This window comes from Burkholderia ubonensis, assembly GCF_902833085.1.
Taxonomy (GTDB): domain Bacteria; phylum Pseudomonadota; class Gammaproteobacteria; order Burkholderiales; family Burkholderiaceae; genus Burkholderia; species Burkholderia ubonensis.
Window position 1 is genome coordinate 446,467 of record NZ_CADFEB010000005.1, and the last position, 13,490, is coordinate 459,956.

General features: G+C 65.5%; 13 protein-coding genes, 1 tRNA gene and 1 pseudogene. 6 read left to right on the top strand and 9 right to left on the bottom strand.

What is annotated here, in order from left to right; translation table 11 throughout:
- Positions 1-89: 89 nt before the first annotated feature.
- Entirely contained in the window at positions 90-1,436 is a 1,347-nt protein-coding gene (gene tig, locus HWX31_RS16490) for a trigger factor (protein ID WP_174962086.1), read from the bottom strand.
- Between the two features lie 365 nt (positions 1,437-1,801).
- Here tig and HWX31_RS16495 point away from each other — a divergent pair, with 365 nt between their 5' ends.
- A complete protein-coding gene (locus tag HWX31_RS16495; protein ID WP_174962084.1) occupies positions 1,802-2,959 on the top strand; it encodes a glycerate kinase in 1,158 nt (385 codons plus the stop codon).
- A 62-nt stretch (positions 2,960-3,021) separates the two neighbouring features.
- Positions 3,022-3,471, top strand: coding sequence for a MarR family winged helix-turn-helix transcriptional regulator (locus HWX31_RS16500; protein ID WP_174962082.1), 450 nt, complete (start codon positions 3,022-3,024; stop codon positions 3,469-3,471).
- A 21-nt stretch (positions 3,472-3,492) separates the two neighbouring features.
- Here HWX31_RS16500 and HWX31_RS16505 read toward each other — a convergent pair whose 3' ends face one another.
- The gene (locus HWX31_RS16505) at positions 3,493-4,500 is read right to left on the bottom strand and encodes a 2-dehydropantoate 2-reductase (protein ID WP_174962080.1); all 1,008 of its coding nucleotides are present in this window, start codon (positions 4,498-4,500) and stop codon (positions 3,493-3,495) included.
- Positions 4,501-4,744: 244 nt separating this feature from the next.
- On the opposite strand from HWX31_RS16505, the gene HWX31_RS16510 reads away from it, so the two are divergent.
- The gene (locus HWX31_RS16510; RefSeq protein WP_059750604.1) at positions 4,745-4,960 is read left to right on the top strand and encodes a hypothetical protein; all 216 of its coding nucleotides are present in this window, start codon (positions 4,745-4,747) and stop codon (positions 4,958-4,960) included.
- Positions 4,961-4,991: 31 nt separating this feature from the next.
- Here the strand turns inward: HWX31_RS16510 and HWX31_RS16515 are convergent, their stop codons facing one another.
- Positions 4,992-5,420: a DUF4438 family protein gene (locus HWX31_RS16515; protein ID WP_244143757.1), complete on the bottom strand. Its 429-nt coding sequence runs from the start codon at positions 5,418-5,420 to the stop codon at positions 4,992-4,994.
- Positions 5,421-5,623: 203 nt separating this feature from the next.
- Between HWX31_RS16515 and HWX31_RS34965 the strand changes: the two genes are divergently transcribed.
- Positions 5,624-6,142 (top strand): hypothetical protein, encoded by a 519-nt coding sequence (locus HWX31_RS34965; RefSeq protein WP_244143758.1) that lies wholly within the window; start codon positions 5,624-5,626, stop codon positions 6,140-6,142.
- On the opposite strand, the gene HWX31_RS34970 is transcribed toward HWX31_RS34965, so the two are convergent.
- Positions 6,139-6,339, bottom strand: coding sequence for a hypothetical protein (locus HWX31_RS34970; RefSeq protein WP_244143759.1), 201 nt, complete (start codon positions 6,337-6,339; stop codon positions 6,139-6,141). The genes HWX31_RS34965 and HWX31_RS34970 overlap by 4 nt on opposite strands.
- A 484-nt stretch (positions 6,340-6,823) precedes the next feature.
- On the opposite strand from HWX31_RS34970, the gene HWX31_RS16525 reads away from it, so the two are divergent.
- A complete protein-coding gene (locus HWX31_RS16525; RefSeq protein ID WP_174962078.1) occupies positions 6,824-7,279 on the top strand; it encodes an avidin/streptavidin family protein in 456 nt (151 codons plus the stop codon).
- 254 nt (positions 7,280-7,533) lie between these two features.
- Here the strand turns inward: HWX31_RS16525 and HWX31_RS16530 are convergent, their stop codons facing one another.
- The 3 genes and pseudogenes from HWX31_RS16530 to HWX31_RS16535 all read right to left on the bottom strand — a co-directional run bounded on the left by HWX31_RS16530 (position 7,534) and on the right by HWX31_RS16535 (position 9,558).
- Positions 7,534-8,148 (bottom strand): trypsin-like serine protease, encoded by a 615-nt coding sequence (locus tag HWX31_RS16530; RefSeq protein WP_174962075.1) that lies wholly within the window; start codon positions 8,146-8,148, stop codon positions 7,534-7,536.
- Between the two features lie 642 nt (positions 8,149-8,790).
- Positions 8,791-8,943, bottom strand: a pseudogene (locus tag HWX31_RS35250) (lysozyme inhibitor LprI family protein); the annotation flags it as partial.
- Between the two features lie 528 nt (positions 8,944-9,471).
- Positions 9,472-9,558, bottom strand: a tRNA-Leu gene (locus HWX31_RS16535).
- A gap of 226 nt (positions 9,559-9,784) precedes the next feature.
- Here HWX31_RS16535 and hpnD point away from each other — a divergent pair.
- Positions 9,785-10,618 carry a presqualene diphosphate synthase HpnD gene (gene hpnD / locus HWX31_RS16540; RefSeq protein ID WP_174962101.1) on the top strand — a complete coding sequence of 278 codons (834 nt, stop codon included), beginning with the start codon at positions 9,785-9,787 and terminating at the stop codon, positions 10,616-10,618.
- 7 nt (positions 10,619-10,625) lie between these two features.
- On the opposite strand, the gene HWX31_RS16545 is transcribed toward hpnD, so the two are convergent.
- Together HWX31_RS16545 and HWX31_RS16550 are read right to left on the bottom strand one after the other, a co-directional pair.
- A complete protein-coding gene (locus tag HWX31_RS16545; RefSeq protein WP_174962073.1) occupies positions 10,626-11,840 on the bottom strand; it encodes a DUF1501 domain-containing protein in 1,215 nt (404 codons plus the stop codon).
- 50 nt (positions 11,841-11,890) lie between these two features.
- Positions 11,891-13,393 (bottom strand): DUF1800 domain-containing protein, encoded by a 1,503-nt coding sequence (locus tag HWX31_RS16550; RefSeq protein WP_174962070.1) that lies wholly within the window; start codon positions 13,391-13,393, stop codon positions 11,891-11,893.
- Between the last annotated feature and the right edge of the window lie 97 nt (positions 13,394-13,490).

Consider the following 13,490-nt stretch of genomic DNA (forward strand, 5'->3'; position numbering starts at 1 on the left):
AATCGCCATATTAATGGCAACCGTGCGCCTGACGTAAAAACGGCGTGCGGGCCGTCGCTCCGACAGCCGGCACGCCGCTAGAGCGACACTTACGCTTGCGCCGATGCGCTCGCGAGTGCCTCGAAGCTCACTTCCTTGTCCGTCACCTTCGCCTTGCCCAGCACGAAATCGACGACGTTGCTTTCAACGACGAACGCTTCCATCTCGGCGAGGCGCTGCTGGTTCGAATAATACCAGCGGACCACTTCCTTCGGGTCTTCGTAGCTCTTCGCGAACTCGTCGACTTCCGCACGGATCTGCTCCGGCTTCGCTTCCAGGCTGTTCGCCTTCACCAGCTCGGCGAGCACGAGGCCCAGCTTCACGCGGCGCTCGGCCTGCTCGGCGAACATCTCGGCCGGGATCGGCGCGTCCTTCGCGTTCGGCACGCCGCGCTGCGCGAGGTCCTGGCGCGCCATTTCGACGAGGCGCTGCTGGTCCTGCTCGATCAGCGCCTTCGGCACGTCGAGCTCGGAAATCTTCAGCAGTGCGTCCATCACCTGGTTCTTGACGATCGCCTGCGTGCGGCGCTTTGCCTCACGCTCGAGGTTTTCCTTGATCTCGCCGCGCATCTTGGCCAGATCGCCGTCCTCGATGCCGAGCGACTTCGCGAAGTCGGCGTCGATCTCCGGCAGGTGCGGCCATTCGATCTTCTTCATCGTGACCGTGAACTGGGCCGTCTTGCCGGCCACGTCCTTGCCGTGATAGTCGTCCGGGAACTTCAGGTCGAATTCGCGCGCTTCGCCGGCCTTCAGGCCCAGCGCGGCCGTTTCGAATTCCGGCAGCATGCGGCCTTCGCCGAGCACGAACGGGAAGTCTTCCGCGGTGCCGCCCTGGAACGCGACGCCGTCGATCTTGCCGACGAAGTCGACCGTCACGCGGTCGCCGTTCTTGGCTGCCGTGTCCGCGCCGCCGTCGCCGTGCTCGCCGGCTTCGCCGCGTGCGTGGAAGTGCACGCGCTGCTTGCGCAGGATGTCGAGGGTGCGGTCGATTTCCGCGTCGCCGATCGACGTCGTCGAGCGCTCGACTTCAGCCGTCGCCAGGTCGCCGATCTTCACTTCCGGATAGACCTCGAACGTCGCGTCGAACGCGTATGCGTCTTCCGCCTGCTCCTGCTTCGGCGCGAAGCTCGGCTGGCCCGCGACGCGCAGGTTCTCGGCACGGCTGATCGTGAAGAACTCCTGGCCGATCTTGTCGCTCAGGACTTCCGCCTCGACCTGACCCGCGTATTGCTGCGCGACCATCTTCAGCGGCACCTTGCCCGGGCGGAAACCCGGCATGCGCACGTTCTTCGCGAGTTTCTGGATACGGGCGTCGATTTCCTTCTGCACCGAGTCTTTCGGCAGGGAAATCGTCACGCGGCGTTCAAGCTTGCCGAGGTTTTCAACAACGTTAGCCATGGCTTCAATCGTCCTAAAATTATTCGAGCGAATCGGGTTTTCCTTGCCGTGCCTGCCTGGCGGCGTCATACGCCGCGCCGGGACGCCACGCCATCCTTGCATGCGCCGGGAGGGCTGGCGCAAGCGGCTCGGAGCACGGCTTTGGCCGGAAGAATCGACTATTCTAGCAAACAATTTTCCCTGCACCGCCAGAACCGGTCACGCGCATGCGCGGCCGTTGCGCGGCGGCCGCCGATACGCATGGATCGCCGATATGCCGCCGCGCATATCCACGCCCGCCCCCGCATCCTGTAAGCTCCCTTGAAAGCGCATGCGCCGCCGCACGGCGGCCAATCGTCCGACCAATCACGCCAACCGGAGACACCATGCCGCATCACCCGTCCGCGCCCGTCGTCGCGCCCGTCGTGGTCATCGCGCCCGATTCGTTCAAAGGCTCGCTTTCCGCCGCGCAGGTCGCGGACGCGATCGCCGCCGGCATCCGCCGCGCGCGCCCCGACGCGGTCGTGCGCTGCTGCCCGATGGCCGACGGCGGCGAAGGCACGCTCGACGCGATGCTTGCCGGCGGCGGCGCGCGGCGCAGCGTGACGGTCGCCGGCGCGTCGCTCGCGGCGCGCGACGCCGCCGTTGGCGTCATCGATGCGCGCACCGCGATCGTCGAGACGGCCGAGATCGTCGGCATCACCGATCCGGTCGGGATGAGCGTCCCGGTCGACGCGCGCAGCACGCGCGGGATGGGCGAAGCGATCCGCCGGCTGCTCGACGACGGCGTGCGCCGGTTCTTCGTCGCGCTCGGCGGCAGCAGTACCAACGATGCCGGCGCGGGGCTCCTCGCCGGGCTCGGGCTGCGCTGCCTCGACGCCGCCGGCCAGCCGGTCGAGCCGGTGCCGGCGCGGCTCGCCGAGATCGCGCGGATCGACGCGTCGGGGCTCGACCCGCGCATCGCGGACACCGAGTTCATCGGCATGTCGGACGTCGACAACCCGCTGACGGGCGCGCATGGCGCGACCGCGGTGTTCGGCCCGCAAAAGGGCGTGACGCCCGAGCAGGTTGCGACCCTCGACGCCGCACTCGGCCATTTCGCCGACCTGCTCGAAGCGGCGCTCGACCGGCGCGCCCGCGACCTGCCGGGCGCCGGCGCGGCGGGCGGCCTCGGCTTCGCGCTGCACATGCTCGGCGCGCGCTTCGAGGCGGGCGCGGAAGTCGTTGCGCGGCAGGTCGGCCTCGACGCGGCGCTCGCGGGCGCGGACTGGCTGATCACCGGCGAAGGCCGCTCGGACGTGCAGACGCTGCACGGCAAGGCGCCGTTCATCGCGTGCCGTCATGCACAGGCGGCGGGCGTGCCGGCGTCACTGCTGTCGGGTGCCGTCGATCCGGCCGCGCTGCCGCGCCTTGCCGAACATTTTTCCGGGTGCTTCTCGCCCGCGCCGGGCCCGATCACGCTCGACGTCGCGATCCGCGACGCCGCCAGCCTGCTCGCGAACGAAGCGGAGCAGCTGACGCGCCTGAAATACGGCGCGCACTGACCGTTGACCCGAGCGCGCGATACAGGAACAATCGGGCCCGCCCTTTATCATCAGGATTCGACATGAAAGGCCGTCCAGCCGGGCTCGATCAGTTTCTGACCTACCGCCTCCACGTGCTCACGAAGCGTTCCGACCGCGGCATCGGCGAGGTTTACCGCGACAAGCTCGGCATCTCGCTGCCCGAGGCGCGCGTGATCGCGGCCGTCGGCGCATTCGGTCCGTTCTCGATCATGGATCTCGCGCGCCACACCAACCTCGACAAGAGCCAGGCGAGCCGCGCGGCCGAGGCGCTGCTGCAGCAGGGCCTGCTCGAACGCAGCGCCAGCGAGGCGGACGGCCGGATCGTGCTGATCGCGCTGACGCCGGACGGCCGCGCGCTGCATCGCAAGATCATGCCGATCGTGCGCAAGTGGAACGACGGGCTGCTCGCCTGCCTGTCCGACAGCGAGCGCAACACGTTCGAACGGCTGCTCGAGAAAGTGCTCAGCCACTCGCTCGAGCGCGACGACTGAGCCGCAGGGCAGCCGCCCCGCTCACCCGGCCTGCAGCCCGCTGTTCGCGGCGCGCTGGCGCAACAGGCCGAGCACCGCGTCGCAAAACGGCGTCGGCACGTCCAGCTTGCGCCCCAGCTCCGGAAACACGCCGAGGATCGGCCCGATCTCGAGCGAGCGCCCCGCCTCGAAATCCTGCAGCATCGACGTCCTGAACGCGCCGAGCTTGCGGGTCACCGCCATGCGCTCCGGCGCGCTCACGCCGGTGTCCAGGCCGAGCTTCGCGCCGATCGCGGCCGCCTCCTCCATCATCCGCAGCGCGAGCGCGTGCGTGCAAGGATCGTCGAGCAGGCGATCGGCCGTCGAGCCCGTCAGCACGCTCAGCGGATTCATGTTCATATTGCCCCACAGCTTCGCCCAGATCTCGGTGCGGATCTGCGGTGTCATCTCGACGTCGAAGCCGCCCGCGGCCAGCGCCGCCGCGAAGCGCGACGCGGCCGCTTCGCGTGCCGGATCGGGCGCGCCGACGATCAGGCGATTGCCGCGCCCGCGCCGCACGACGCCCGGCGCGTCGGTGCTCGACGACAGGTGCACGACGCAGCCGATCGCCTGCGCCGGCGGCAGCGCCGCGGACACCGCGCCGCCCGGATCGACCGCCTCGAGCGGCACGCCGTCGAGCGGCCCGGCCAGCCCGTGCGTGAACCACCACGGCAGGCCGTTCATCGCCGCGACGATCACCGTCCGCGGCCCGACGAGCGGCGCGAGGCGCGCGGCCAGATCCGGCAGCGCCTGCGCCTTCAGCGCGATCACCACGTAGTCCTGCACGCCGAGCGCGGCCGCGTCGTCGCTGGCGTCGATCGGAACCGACGACATCGCGCCCGTTTCGTCGAGCACGCGCACGCCGTGCGCCTTCAGCGCGTCGAGCGTCGCGCCGCGCGCGTAGGCGCTCACGCGCATGCCGGCTCGCGCGAGCGCTGCCGCAAGCAGTCCGCCGATCGCGCCGACGCCGACGACCGCCGCGCGCATCGCTCCTGAATTCGTGTCGTTCATGATGGAATTCCGTCTCCCGGAAGCTGACGAGCATAGCGCGACATGGTTGCACGCACAACCAATTCAATGGTGTACCGTCGCCGACGGGATCGGCATCTGTTGCGCGACAGCCCGACGGACTTCTGCCTGCCCCGCGAACATCGCGATCGAGGCCGTGCGCATGATGCACCGGCCCTTGCGCGATCCGTGCAGATGGGGTTTGCTGTGATTTTGCATGAACAAGGCCACGAGCCGCATCCTTCCGATGAAACCCACCCCGCGCGAGCATGCGCGCCGCAGGCCGTCGAACCTGACGCTGAATATCGCCGCCATCCTGGTCGGCCTCGTGACGTTCGCGATCGGCGCGAGCTGGCTGGTCTACAGCTGGATCGTCGACCGCGAAGCGCAGTATTTCGCCATTCCGCTGGTGTTCTCGGTGCCGGTGATCGTCGCGGTCGCGGTGCGCAGTTTCTGGGACTAGCGACCCGGCAAGACACGCAAACGCCTGCGCTTCACTCGACGACGGAGCGACCGGCGACGCCGAACGCCAGCCGCGCAGGCTGCTCGCGCAGCACGCGGCGGCGCCGGCAGTCGATCTCGGCCAGCGTCGGCCGCTGCCGCGGCGGCACGGCGCGGCGGATGCCGAAGATCTCGGCGAGATTCGCCTGCGGCTCATGCACCGGAATCAGCACGTCGGCGGGACCGCTCAGCAGCGGCGTCACGCCGGGGCCATGGCCGCTGACCGTGCTGTCGCCATGCACGATGACGCCGATGGTCACGCGGCCCGCTCTATCGCGCGGGCCGCGTCGCGTGTCGGTAATCGCGACCATGTCGCCGAAACGCAGGCTGCCCAGCCGATAGCGCTCGCGGGTGAGCCGATCGGCAAGCTGGATGTCGTAGTCGCCGCGCCACGCGGTGTTCTTCCCGAGGCCCGAGCCCATCAGGCGCGCAGTTCAGCACCTCGACGCGCGCGCAATCCGGCAGGCGCAGCCCCAGGCCGTGCGCGACGATCTGCACGCGGTCGCCGATCCGTAGCTGCATCAGCACCTCGCTCGGGAAGTCCACCAGCACGTGATTGACGCCGCCCCCCGCCAGACCGGGCAGCAGCAGTTCACTCGCGTCGATCACCGGCCAGGGGCTGCACGTGAGCTACGGCTCCAGCACCCGCGACAGCCGCAACGCGAACGCCAGCCCGACGCACGAGCCAAGCACCAGCGCAGGATCAAGCACGCACGCGAGCTTGCGGCTCCGCACCAAGACCAGCATGTCGTCCGCGCGCATGGCCGCTTACCCGCGCACCGCGTCAGGCGCCGATCGCCTGCGGAATGCCCGGCGCGCTCTTCAGCGCCGGGGTCACACCGGGGAAGCCACGCCCTTCCCGCGTCATCCGGTAGGCCGCGAGCCAGGCCTCGGCGTGCGCGCCCATCGGACCACGACGTTCTGGAACAGTATCTGGCCAATCGCGGTCTTGAAGTCGTTGTCCGCGACGAACTTCAGCATCCGTCGCCCGCTCTCGGCCATCATGGCGCGCTGCCACGGTTCGGCGCCCCCCGCCGAGATAGCGGGGTTCGACACGATCTCGACGACGTCTCACTTGGTGTTCGCGTCGAACGCCTGCTTGATGTCCGGCGAATCCAGCAGCTCGAGCATCTGGATCAGCTAATGCTCGGCCTCCATCGCCAGCGCGAAGATGTTGCCGTAGGTCGAGCGGTCCAGAGCGCAGCGCAAGTCCAGGCCGATGCGCTGGGTGGTGCCGACGCTGCCGAACGGCCGCTGGTCGATCAGCTGGCCGCCGCACGTCTCCAAAGCAAAAACCCGCAAGGCTTCACCTGACGGGTTTAGTTTTCTTCCGATGCGCATTCCCCAGTGAGGTGAACGCCGCACCTACACGGCATTAGCCATCACGCACAAGATCGCCGACAATTTGAATCACTTTCATCGAATCCACCGCCACATAGCCGACACCTTAAAAATTCAGATCCACATCAGCCCCTAAAATATGTCGCGAAGTCACAAATCCCCTCACAACCAATTCACGCCCTTGCCAATCGCCCCCACCCAATCTATGCTGAATTTCAAATCACCACCCCATCACGACAAAAATTTAATTGAATAATTAAATAACCAAAACCATTTCAGATCAATCAATTTTTATCACCACCATTAATGGAAACGATCACATAAATTCATCACCCACTCGATCAAGCCTCATAAAGGGATGATTGCCGCCACCGAACGTCATCAGTCGAGCTCGCGCAAATACGTGTCGGATTGGGGTAAGGCTCGCCACTGCGTGTTTGGGCCGATATGCGGGATCCGAACAATCGCACGGAAGGAACTGAAAATGAAGAAGATGCTCGCATCACTCGCTATTTTTGGGGCTTTCGCTTCACCCTCATGGGCCGATACGGCAACGTGTCAAAATCCAGTCGGCTCGTGGCGCAACGAACTGGGCTCGACAATGAAGATCTCCTCCGTCGCGAGCAGTGGCGCCATTACCGGAACGTATATCTCACCTTCCGGAACTACCGGACAGATTTTTGCGCTTTCCGGCTGGTATTATGCGGCACAGTCTTCAAATCCCGGGCTTGATCAAGTCACACTGGTCACGTTTTCCGTAAATTGGAACAATAGCTCTGCCAGCTACAATAGTATTACAACGTGGTCGGGACTTTGCCGAGTGACAAACGGCGCACCGACAATCACGGCGCTTTACTATTACGCAAACGCTTTCGCTCAGTTTTCGTGGAAGCACGTCAACGTTGGGCAAGATGTTTTCACACCAGTTAGTTCGCAGTAAGTAAGCCGCACCTCACATTGTCACACCCAGATCGCGCGTCAGCATCAGGACTTGAGACGAAAGCGCCCCGCTGCCGACGGATCGGCGCGGGGCGCAGGTTGAATCGCACAAGCAAAAGCCCCGAGGGCTTTCGCACTCAGGGCTTCAGCGTTGTCACATTCGACAATCAACGCTTGGATGTATTTCTATCCCCTCACACAACACATCATCGGATCCGATTTTCGCTCGTTGTGTCCAACGCACTCTCCGCAGAACTAATCCCATACCAAGTTCTCGAACGGAGTGAACCATCCGTAGGTTTTTGAGTTGAACACTACCTTCCCTCCATACACGCCGTAGCAGACGTCCTTGCCGCTTTTTTTACCCACCACGGGTGCGCCACTATCACCAGGCTGCGTCTGAACACCTCCGTCCAGGCTAAGCAGGACGACGTGCTCTACTCTATCGCCGGTTTCCGGTACCGTGATATCAACATCTGGCTCAAAAACCGAGCAATTCACGAGACCGGTTAACGCACCCTGCAACCACAAACGCTCGCTCTTTATGGGACGGATCTCTGCGCCAAACTCCACGTGCTTGCTACCGCTATCTGTCCATATCTGATTGAGAGTTGCCTCGACTCCAGGCGACACCCTCACGATAGCGATATCTTGATTATGCGGCAGAAAATTCTCCAACAGAACACCAACCAAATTTTCGTCGTCAGGTTGACCAACCCTCTCATCCCCTGGCCCGAACACATGGCCCGCCGTCGCAAAGCACCTGTTCCCCTCATAGTCCACAACCAGACCTAAAGTGCCGATCTTGCTGCCAGTCACAATTTTGATACCGCCAACCAAAGGACGAACTTTGAGATTGTTTGCAGGCATCACAGGCTCCTCTAACGAGTAAACAAACCAACCGAGAATTACCGAACGGTCATCAATAACGTCAGAACACGACTTTCGTGAACCTTGGTACGTCTATGCCTAAGCTTAGGAGGCGAGATGCGAAAGCTACAAGAAACTCCGTTTCTCGTAGCCTGTTACCACACGTTTCTTAAGGGCGAACGCCCCCACACGACCTAACGGGCTCCGCCATTTATTCTTATGTCCCAAGAGGTTCGCGTTACCCTTGTCGCCAACACAATTTTTCTTGGCGTCAAACGATCGCATGGCAATTTGTCACGCGGCTGCGGAAAAGCAGCGGGATCTCGTCCGCACAGTCAATCGGGAGTCGACTGCAGCTGCGGATAAGTGTGTATGCGCAACTGACGGCCAGCAGATCGCACTCGCCAAAAGCAATTTGCGAAAGCCCGGAGACTCCTACTATCGACATATAATTTCGGGATTGATAGCCGCGCTTCGCGCTGACCAATCAGCACAATAGCTAAGGGGTTGGAATGACAAGCAGAAGCCTCGCCCCGCAAGCCTCTCGTCCCTTGCTGCAGCAATTCTGTAGCATGCAAGCAAGCCCGCGCGTAACGGGCTTTGGCACTTCGGGTATGCAGAATTGAAAGCTACATTGCGCGATCAAGACGACTTGCGGGACGCAATCGCAGAGAGCTTCCTTGTCATGTTCTTTGTCGACGCGGTAGTGCATATTGCCTGCGCCGCCGGCCGCATTGCCCCGTCACCCCACTCGTTGCGCGCCGACTTCTCGCATGAGGCATCGCGCGCCTTTTGTCGGTATAACTGACCAGTTCAGTCGAACTGGACCTGAGTCAGTTCAAGGGTAGTGGCGTTTCGGCGCACCGCGGCTTCCGCCCGGCTGACGCGCGCGCGAGTTGCGCATTTACCTGGACCTCACTTGCCGGGCGAGCAAGCTCCTGCGGCGTACACGGCCCGTGGTGCAGAAGCGTTCCGACGCCGAAAGTGCAGTTGTCTCGATATCGTCGCAGTAAACCAGATCGCATTCTCGCAGGTGCGCGGCGCGGGCCAGCCGGCTTGGCTCATGCGCATGTTCTCATTTGCCATCTGTCGCACTCTCAAAAGCGTTTTGTGCCACGACGGCCGCGTGGACGAAAACGAAACGGCGCGACGGTCGCCAGCGATCACATGTCGCGAACCCTTGCGTAATTTCCGCTTAGCGACACGTGGTTTAGCGTGTTTTCGTATCGTGATTTGGAGGGGTGCGACAACCTGAAAAATCAACGCAAGTCATTGAAAACAAATGCGTTATGGTGCCTTTTGGTGTCGTGCGATGATGCTTGATGGTGCGTGAGGCCGGACTCGAACCGGCACACCCTTGCGGGCGTCAGGACCTAAACCTGGTGCGTCTACCAATTTCGCCACTCACGCGTGTCTCTATCACCTGTCAGCGCATTGCGCACCGGCCCCGGGCCGTCACGCCGACATGCAAAACCGGCGCGCCCGATCAGGCGAGCGCGAGATTCTACCCGATCCGCGCGGCATTGTCTGCATCGGCCGGCGAGGTTCACGCGCCGGTGCTAGAATGCCGCGCTTGATGCTTCCGGCGGTGCGCAACCGCACGTCACCCGATACCGCCCCCGACCCGATTCCGCACGTGAATTTCGACGACTACTGTCAGCAGAAAGCCGCGCCCGCCGGCTCCAGTGTCTACTACGCGTTGCGGCAGGCGCCGTTCGCCGTCCAGCCGCGCCTCACGGCCCTCTTCGCGCTGCGCCGCGAACTCGAGGAGACCGTCAAGGAAACCAGCGACCCGACCGTCGGCCACACCAAGCTCGCATGGTGGCACAAGGAACTCGCGGCGCTGGCCACCGGGGAGCCGTCGCATCCGGTGACGAAGGCGCTCGCGCAGCACCATCCGTCGATCGCGGCCGAAACCGACGCGCTGCGCGCACTGGTCAGCGGCTACGGGATGGATCTCGAACAGGCGCGCTACCTCGATTTCGCGAACCTGCGGCGCTACATCGCGCAGGTGGGCGGCGGCTTCGCGTCGCTCGTCGCGCGGGCCAGCGCCGCGCGTCCGGCCGAGCCGCAGCCGTGGGCCGATGAAGTCGGCCACGCGCTGATGCTCGCGCAATTCGTGCAGGAGCTCGGCAACGACGCGCGGCACGGCCGCATCTACCTGCCGATCGACGAGCTGCAACGCTACAACGTGACGGCCGCGGACCTGCTGAACCGGCGCTACAGCCCCGCTTTCACCGAACTGCTGACGTTCCAGACCGCCCGGGCACGCGACGCGCTCGCGGCTGCCGACGCGGCGATTCCCGCCGCCGAGCGCCGCGCTCAGCGCACGCTGCGCGCGCAACTCGCGCTTGCCCGCGCACTGCTCGTCGAGATCGAGCGCGACGGCTACCAGGTCCTGCACCAGCGCATCGCGCTGACGCCGATCCGCAAGCTGTGGATCGCGTGGCGCGCTGCGCGCCGCCGTTGACGTTCCACTACACCCTCAACAGCGGCAGCGGCTCGAATCGCTGCTGCTGCACGCGCGTCGCATCAAGCCCCCACCACGGCCCAAGCACCGTCGCGTAGAGCTGGCGGAAATCGACCGCGACCGGCAGGTTGCCGTTGCCGTCGAGCCGCCCGAGCGCGGGCGGCGCACCGTACAGCCCGCCGGCCACGCGCCCGCCCATCACGAAATGCGGCGCGGCCGTGCCGTGGTCGGTGCCGTTGCTCTGGTTCTCGCGCACGCGCCGCCCGAACTCCGCATAGGTCATCACGAGCGTCTCGTTCCAGCGCCCGAGCTCGACCAGCGCGCCGCGCATCGCGCTCATCCCTTCGGCAAACTGCTTGAGCAGCGCCGCCTGCTGGCCCGGCTGGTTCTGGTGCGTGTCGAAGCCGTTGAGCGTGAGCCGCAGCACCGCGACCCCGTCCTGCGAACCCGGCCCCGACGCGTCGCACGCGGCGAGCACCTGCATCGCTGTCTTCACCGCGGTGCCGAACGCGCCGCCCGGAAACGCCGTCTTGAAGTCCCGCATCCCGCCGCGCGGCCGCAGCCGGTCCGCGGCCTTCACGATGTCGTTCTCGACGTCGATGATGTGCGCGAGCGCCGGGTTCTGCTCACGCAGCGACACGGGCTCGGCGAGCCGCGCGGCGCGGATGAACTGCGCCGGATTGACGAGCGCGATCGCGCGCGCGCCGTTCGCGAGCGGCCCCATCTCGGCGCTGCCGAGCACCACGCCGTCCGCCGCGAAGCCGGCAGGCACCGGCGCCTGCGCAAACGTGCGCGTGAGCCAGCCTTCGCGCAGATACTGGTCGGAACGCGACGCGGTATCCCAGATCTCGATCGAGCGGAAATGCGACAGGTTCGGCTGCGGATAGCCGACGCCCTGCACGATCGCGACCTGCCGGTCGCGCCACAGCGGCATCAGCGCCGCGAGCGACGGATGCAGCCCGGTGCGCTCGTCGAGCTGCAGCACCTGCTCGCGCTTGATGCCGATGCTGCGCCGGAACGTGTAGTACAGCGGGTCCGCATAGGGCACGACGGTATTGAGGCCGTCGTTGCCGCCCTTCAGCTCGACGAGGATCAGCACGTTCGCATAGCCCGCGCGCGCCTTCGTCGCGGCAAGCGGAGCCGCCAGCGCGCCGGGCTGCCAGAGCGACACGCCCGCCGTCGCGGCAGCGCCGGTGAGCGCGAGGAAATCGCGTCGGTTCATCGTGAATCCTTTGCCGGGCGCAGCGCATGCGTGCCGCCGGCGACTCGTCGTCATTTCAATTGATAGGCCGGGTCCATCAGCAGCGCCTCGAGATACGCGCTGCCGGTCGATCCGGTGTCGATCGCCGCGACGGGCGGCACCGGCAGCACCGCATGCTGCAGCTGAAGTTCGGTCGACAGCCCGGCAGGCGCCTGCGGCCGCGCGCGGTATTGCGCGAGCCAGCGTTCGAGATCGAAACGCAGGCCGCCGCGCGCGGGCATCGCACCCGGGTTGCCGCCGGCCATCGCGGCCATCCCGCCGGGACTTGCCCCGGTCTTCGCCACCATCGCGCCGGCGCTTGCACCGAGCGTCGCGGGACGCATGCCGGCGGTCTCGGTCGCGCGGAACAACTGCTCGACGAACTGCTTGCGCGCGAGCAGCGTCGAACTGTTGATCCAGATCGCGCCGCCCGGCCAGCCCTTGACGTTCGGCGGATAGAACAGGTTCTGCCCGAGCGTGCGCACGGTGTTCGCGAGCATCTGCGGATCGCCGTAGCCGACGTCGAACAGCCGCACCGACCCGACGACGAATTCCGCCGGCGACTTGACCAGCACGCCCCGATTGCGCGGATCCCAGAACGCGTCGGTGGACCACAGCGCGGCGAGCGCCGCGCGGATCTCGTAGCCGCTCGCGCGAAAGCGCTCGGCAACCGCCTCCAGTTCGCTTGCGTCCGGCGTATCGGACACGAATTCGCGCCACAGCTTGCCCACGATGAAACGCGCGGTCTCCGGACGCTTCAGCAGGATGTCGAGGAAGCCGTCGCCATCGAACGGCCCCGTCTCACCGAGGATAGTCTTGTCCCCGGCGTCGTGCCACTCGGTCCGCACGGCAAAGCGCAGCGTGTCGGGATCGATCGTCCAGCCGGTCATCGCGCGCGCGGCTTCGGTCACGTCGCGCTGCGTGTAATGCCCTTCGCCGAGCGTGAACAGCTCCATCACCTCGCGCGCGAAATTCTCGTTCGGCCGCCCCTTGCGGTTGCTCGCGCCGTCGAGATACTGCAGCATCGCCGGGTCCTTCGCGACCGCATGCAGCAGCGTGCCGAAATTGCCGAGCGCCTCGCGGCGCAGCAGCGCATTCTGCGCGGCCATCGTTTGCGGAAACGGCACCTTGTCCTGTCCCGACGTGAAATGCCCGTGCCAGAACAGTGTCATGCGCTCGGTCAGCGGCGACGGCGTCGCGATCATCTCGTTGACCCAGGCCGCGCGCAATGCGTCGTAGCGCTGGTTGCGCGTGCGCTGCTCGTCGCGCCGCTGGTCCGGCGTCTGCGCCTGCCGCTCCGCGCGCGTCGGCGGCAGCTCGGCGAGCCAGTCGGGCCACGTCGCGGCCGGCTCGCGCCGGACGTTGCCGAGCACGTCGGCCACCGCCTGCGCGCGCGTCAGGCCGACGAGGCGCGCCACGTCGGCGGGCGCCGGTGTAAAGCCGGTGCGACTCAGGAAGAACTGCGCATCGTCCGCCTCGAGGGGCGTCTGCATCGCAGGCGTCAGTGCCTGCGCGGCGGCGTTCGCTCGACTCATCGTGAAGGACTCCCGAAACGCGCGATGTGCGCATGTGCCGGTTAAACGGCATTCGGTGAGCGAAAGTTGACTGCAAATTTGCTACGAAATTTTTCCG

Coding starts and splice junctions, on each gene's coding strand:
- tig (WP_174962086.1), bottom strand. CDS start 1,436: ATGGCTAACGTTGTTGAAAACCTCGGCAAGCTTGAACGCCGCGTGACG.
- HWX31_RS16495 (WP_174962084.1), top strand. CDS start 1,802: ATGCCGCATCACCCGTCCGCGCCCGTCGTCGCGCCCGTCGTGGTCATC.
- HWX31_RS16500 (WP_174962082.1), top strand. CDS start 3,022: ATGAAAGGCCGTCCAGCCGGGCTCGATCAGTTTCTGACCTACCGCCTC.
- HWX31_RS16505 (WP_174962080.1), bottom strand. CDS start 4,500: ATGAACGACACGAATTCAGGAGCGATGCGCGCGGCGGTCGTCGGCGTC.
- HWX31_RS16510 (WP_059750604.1), top strand. CDS start 4,745: ATGAAACCCACCCCGCGCGAGCATGCGCGCCGCAGGCCGTCGAACCTG.
- HWX31_RS16515 (WP_244143757.1), bottom strand. CDS start 5,420: ATGGGCTCGGGCCTCGGGAAGAACACCGCGTGGCGCGGCGACTACGAC.
- HWX31_RS34970 (WP_244143759.1), bottom strand. CDS start 6,339: ATGCGCATCGGAAGAAAACTAAACCCGTCAGGTGAAGCCTTGCGGGTT.
- HWX31_RS16525 (WP_174962078.1), top strand. CDS start 6,824: ATGAAGAAGATGCTCGCATCACTCGCTATTTTTGGGGCTTTCGCTTCA.
- HWX31_RS16530 (WP_174962075.1), bottom strand. CDS start 8,148: ATGCCTGCAAACAATCTCAAAGTTCGTCCTTTGGTTGGCGGTATCAAA.
- HWX31_RS16545 (WP_174962073.1), bottom strand. CDS start 11,840: ATGAACCGACGCGATTTCCTCGCGCTCACCGGCGCTGCCGCGACGGCG.
- HWX31_RS16550 (WP_174962070.1), bottom strand. CDS start 13,393: ATGAGTCGAGCGAACGCCGCCGCGCAGGCACTGACGCCTGCGATGCAG.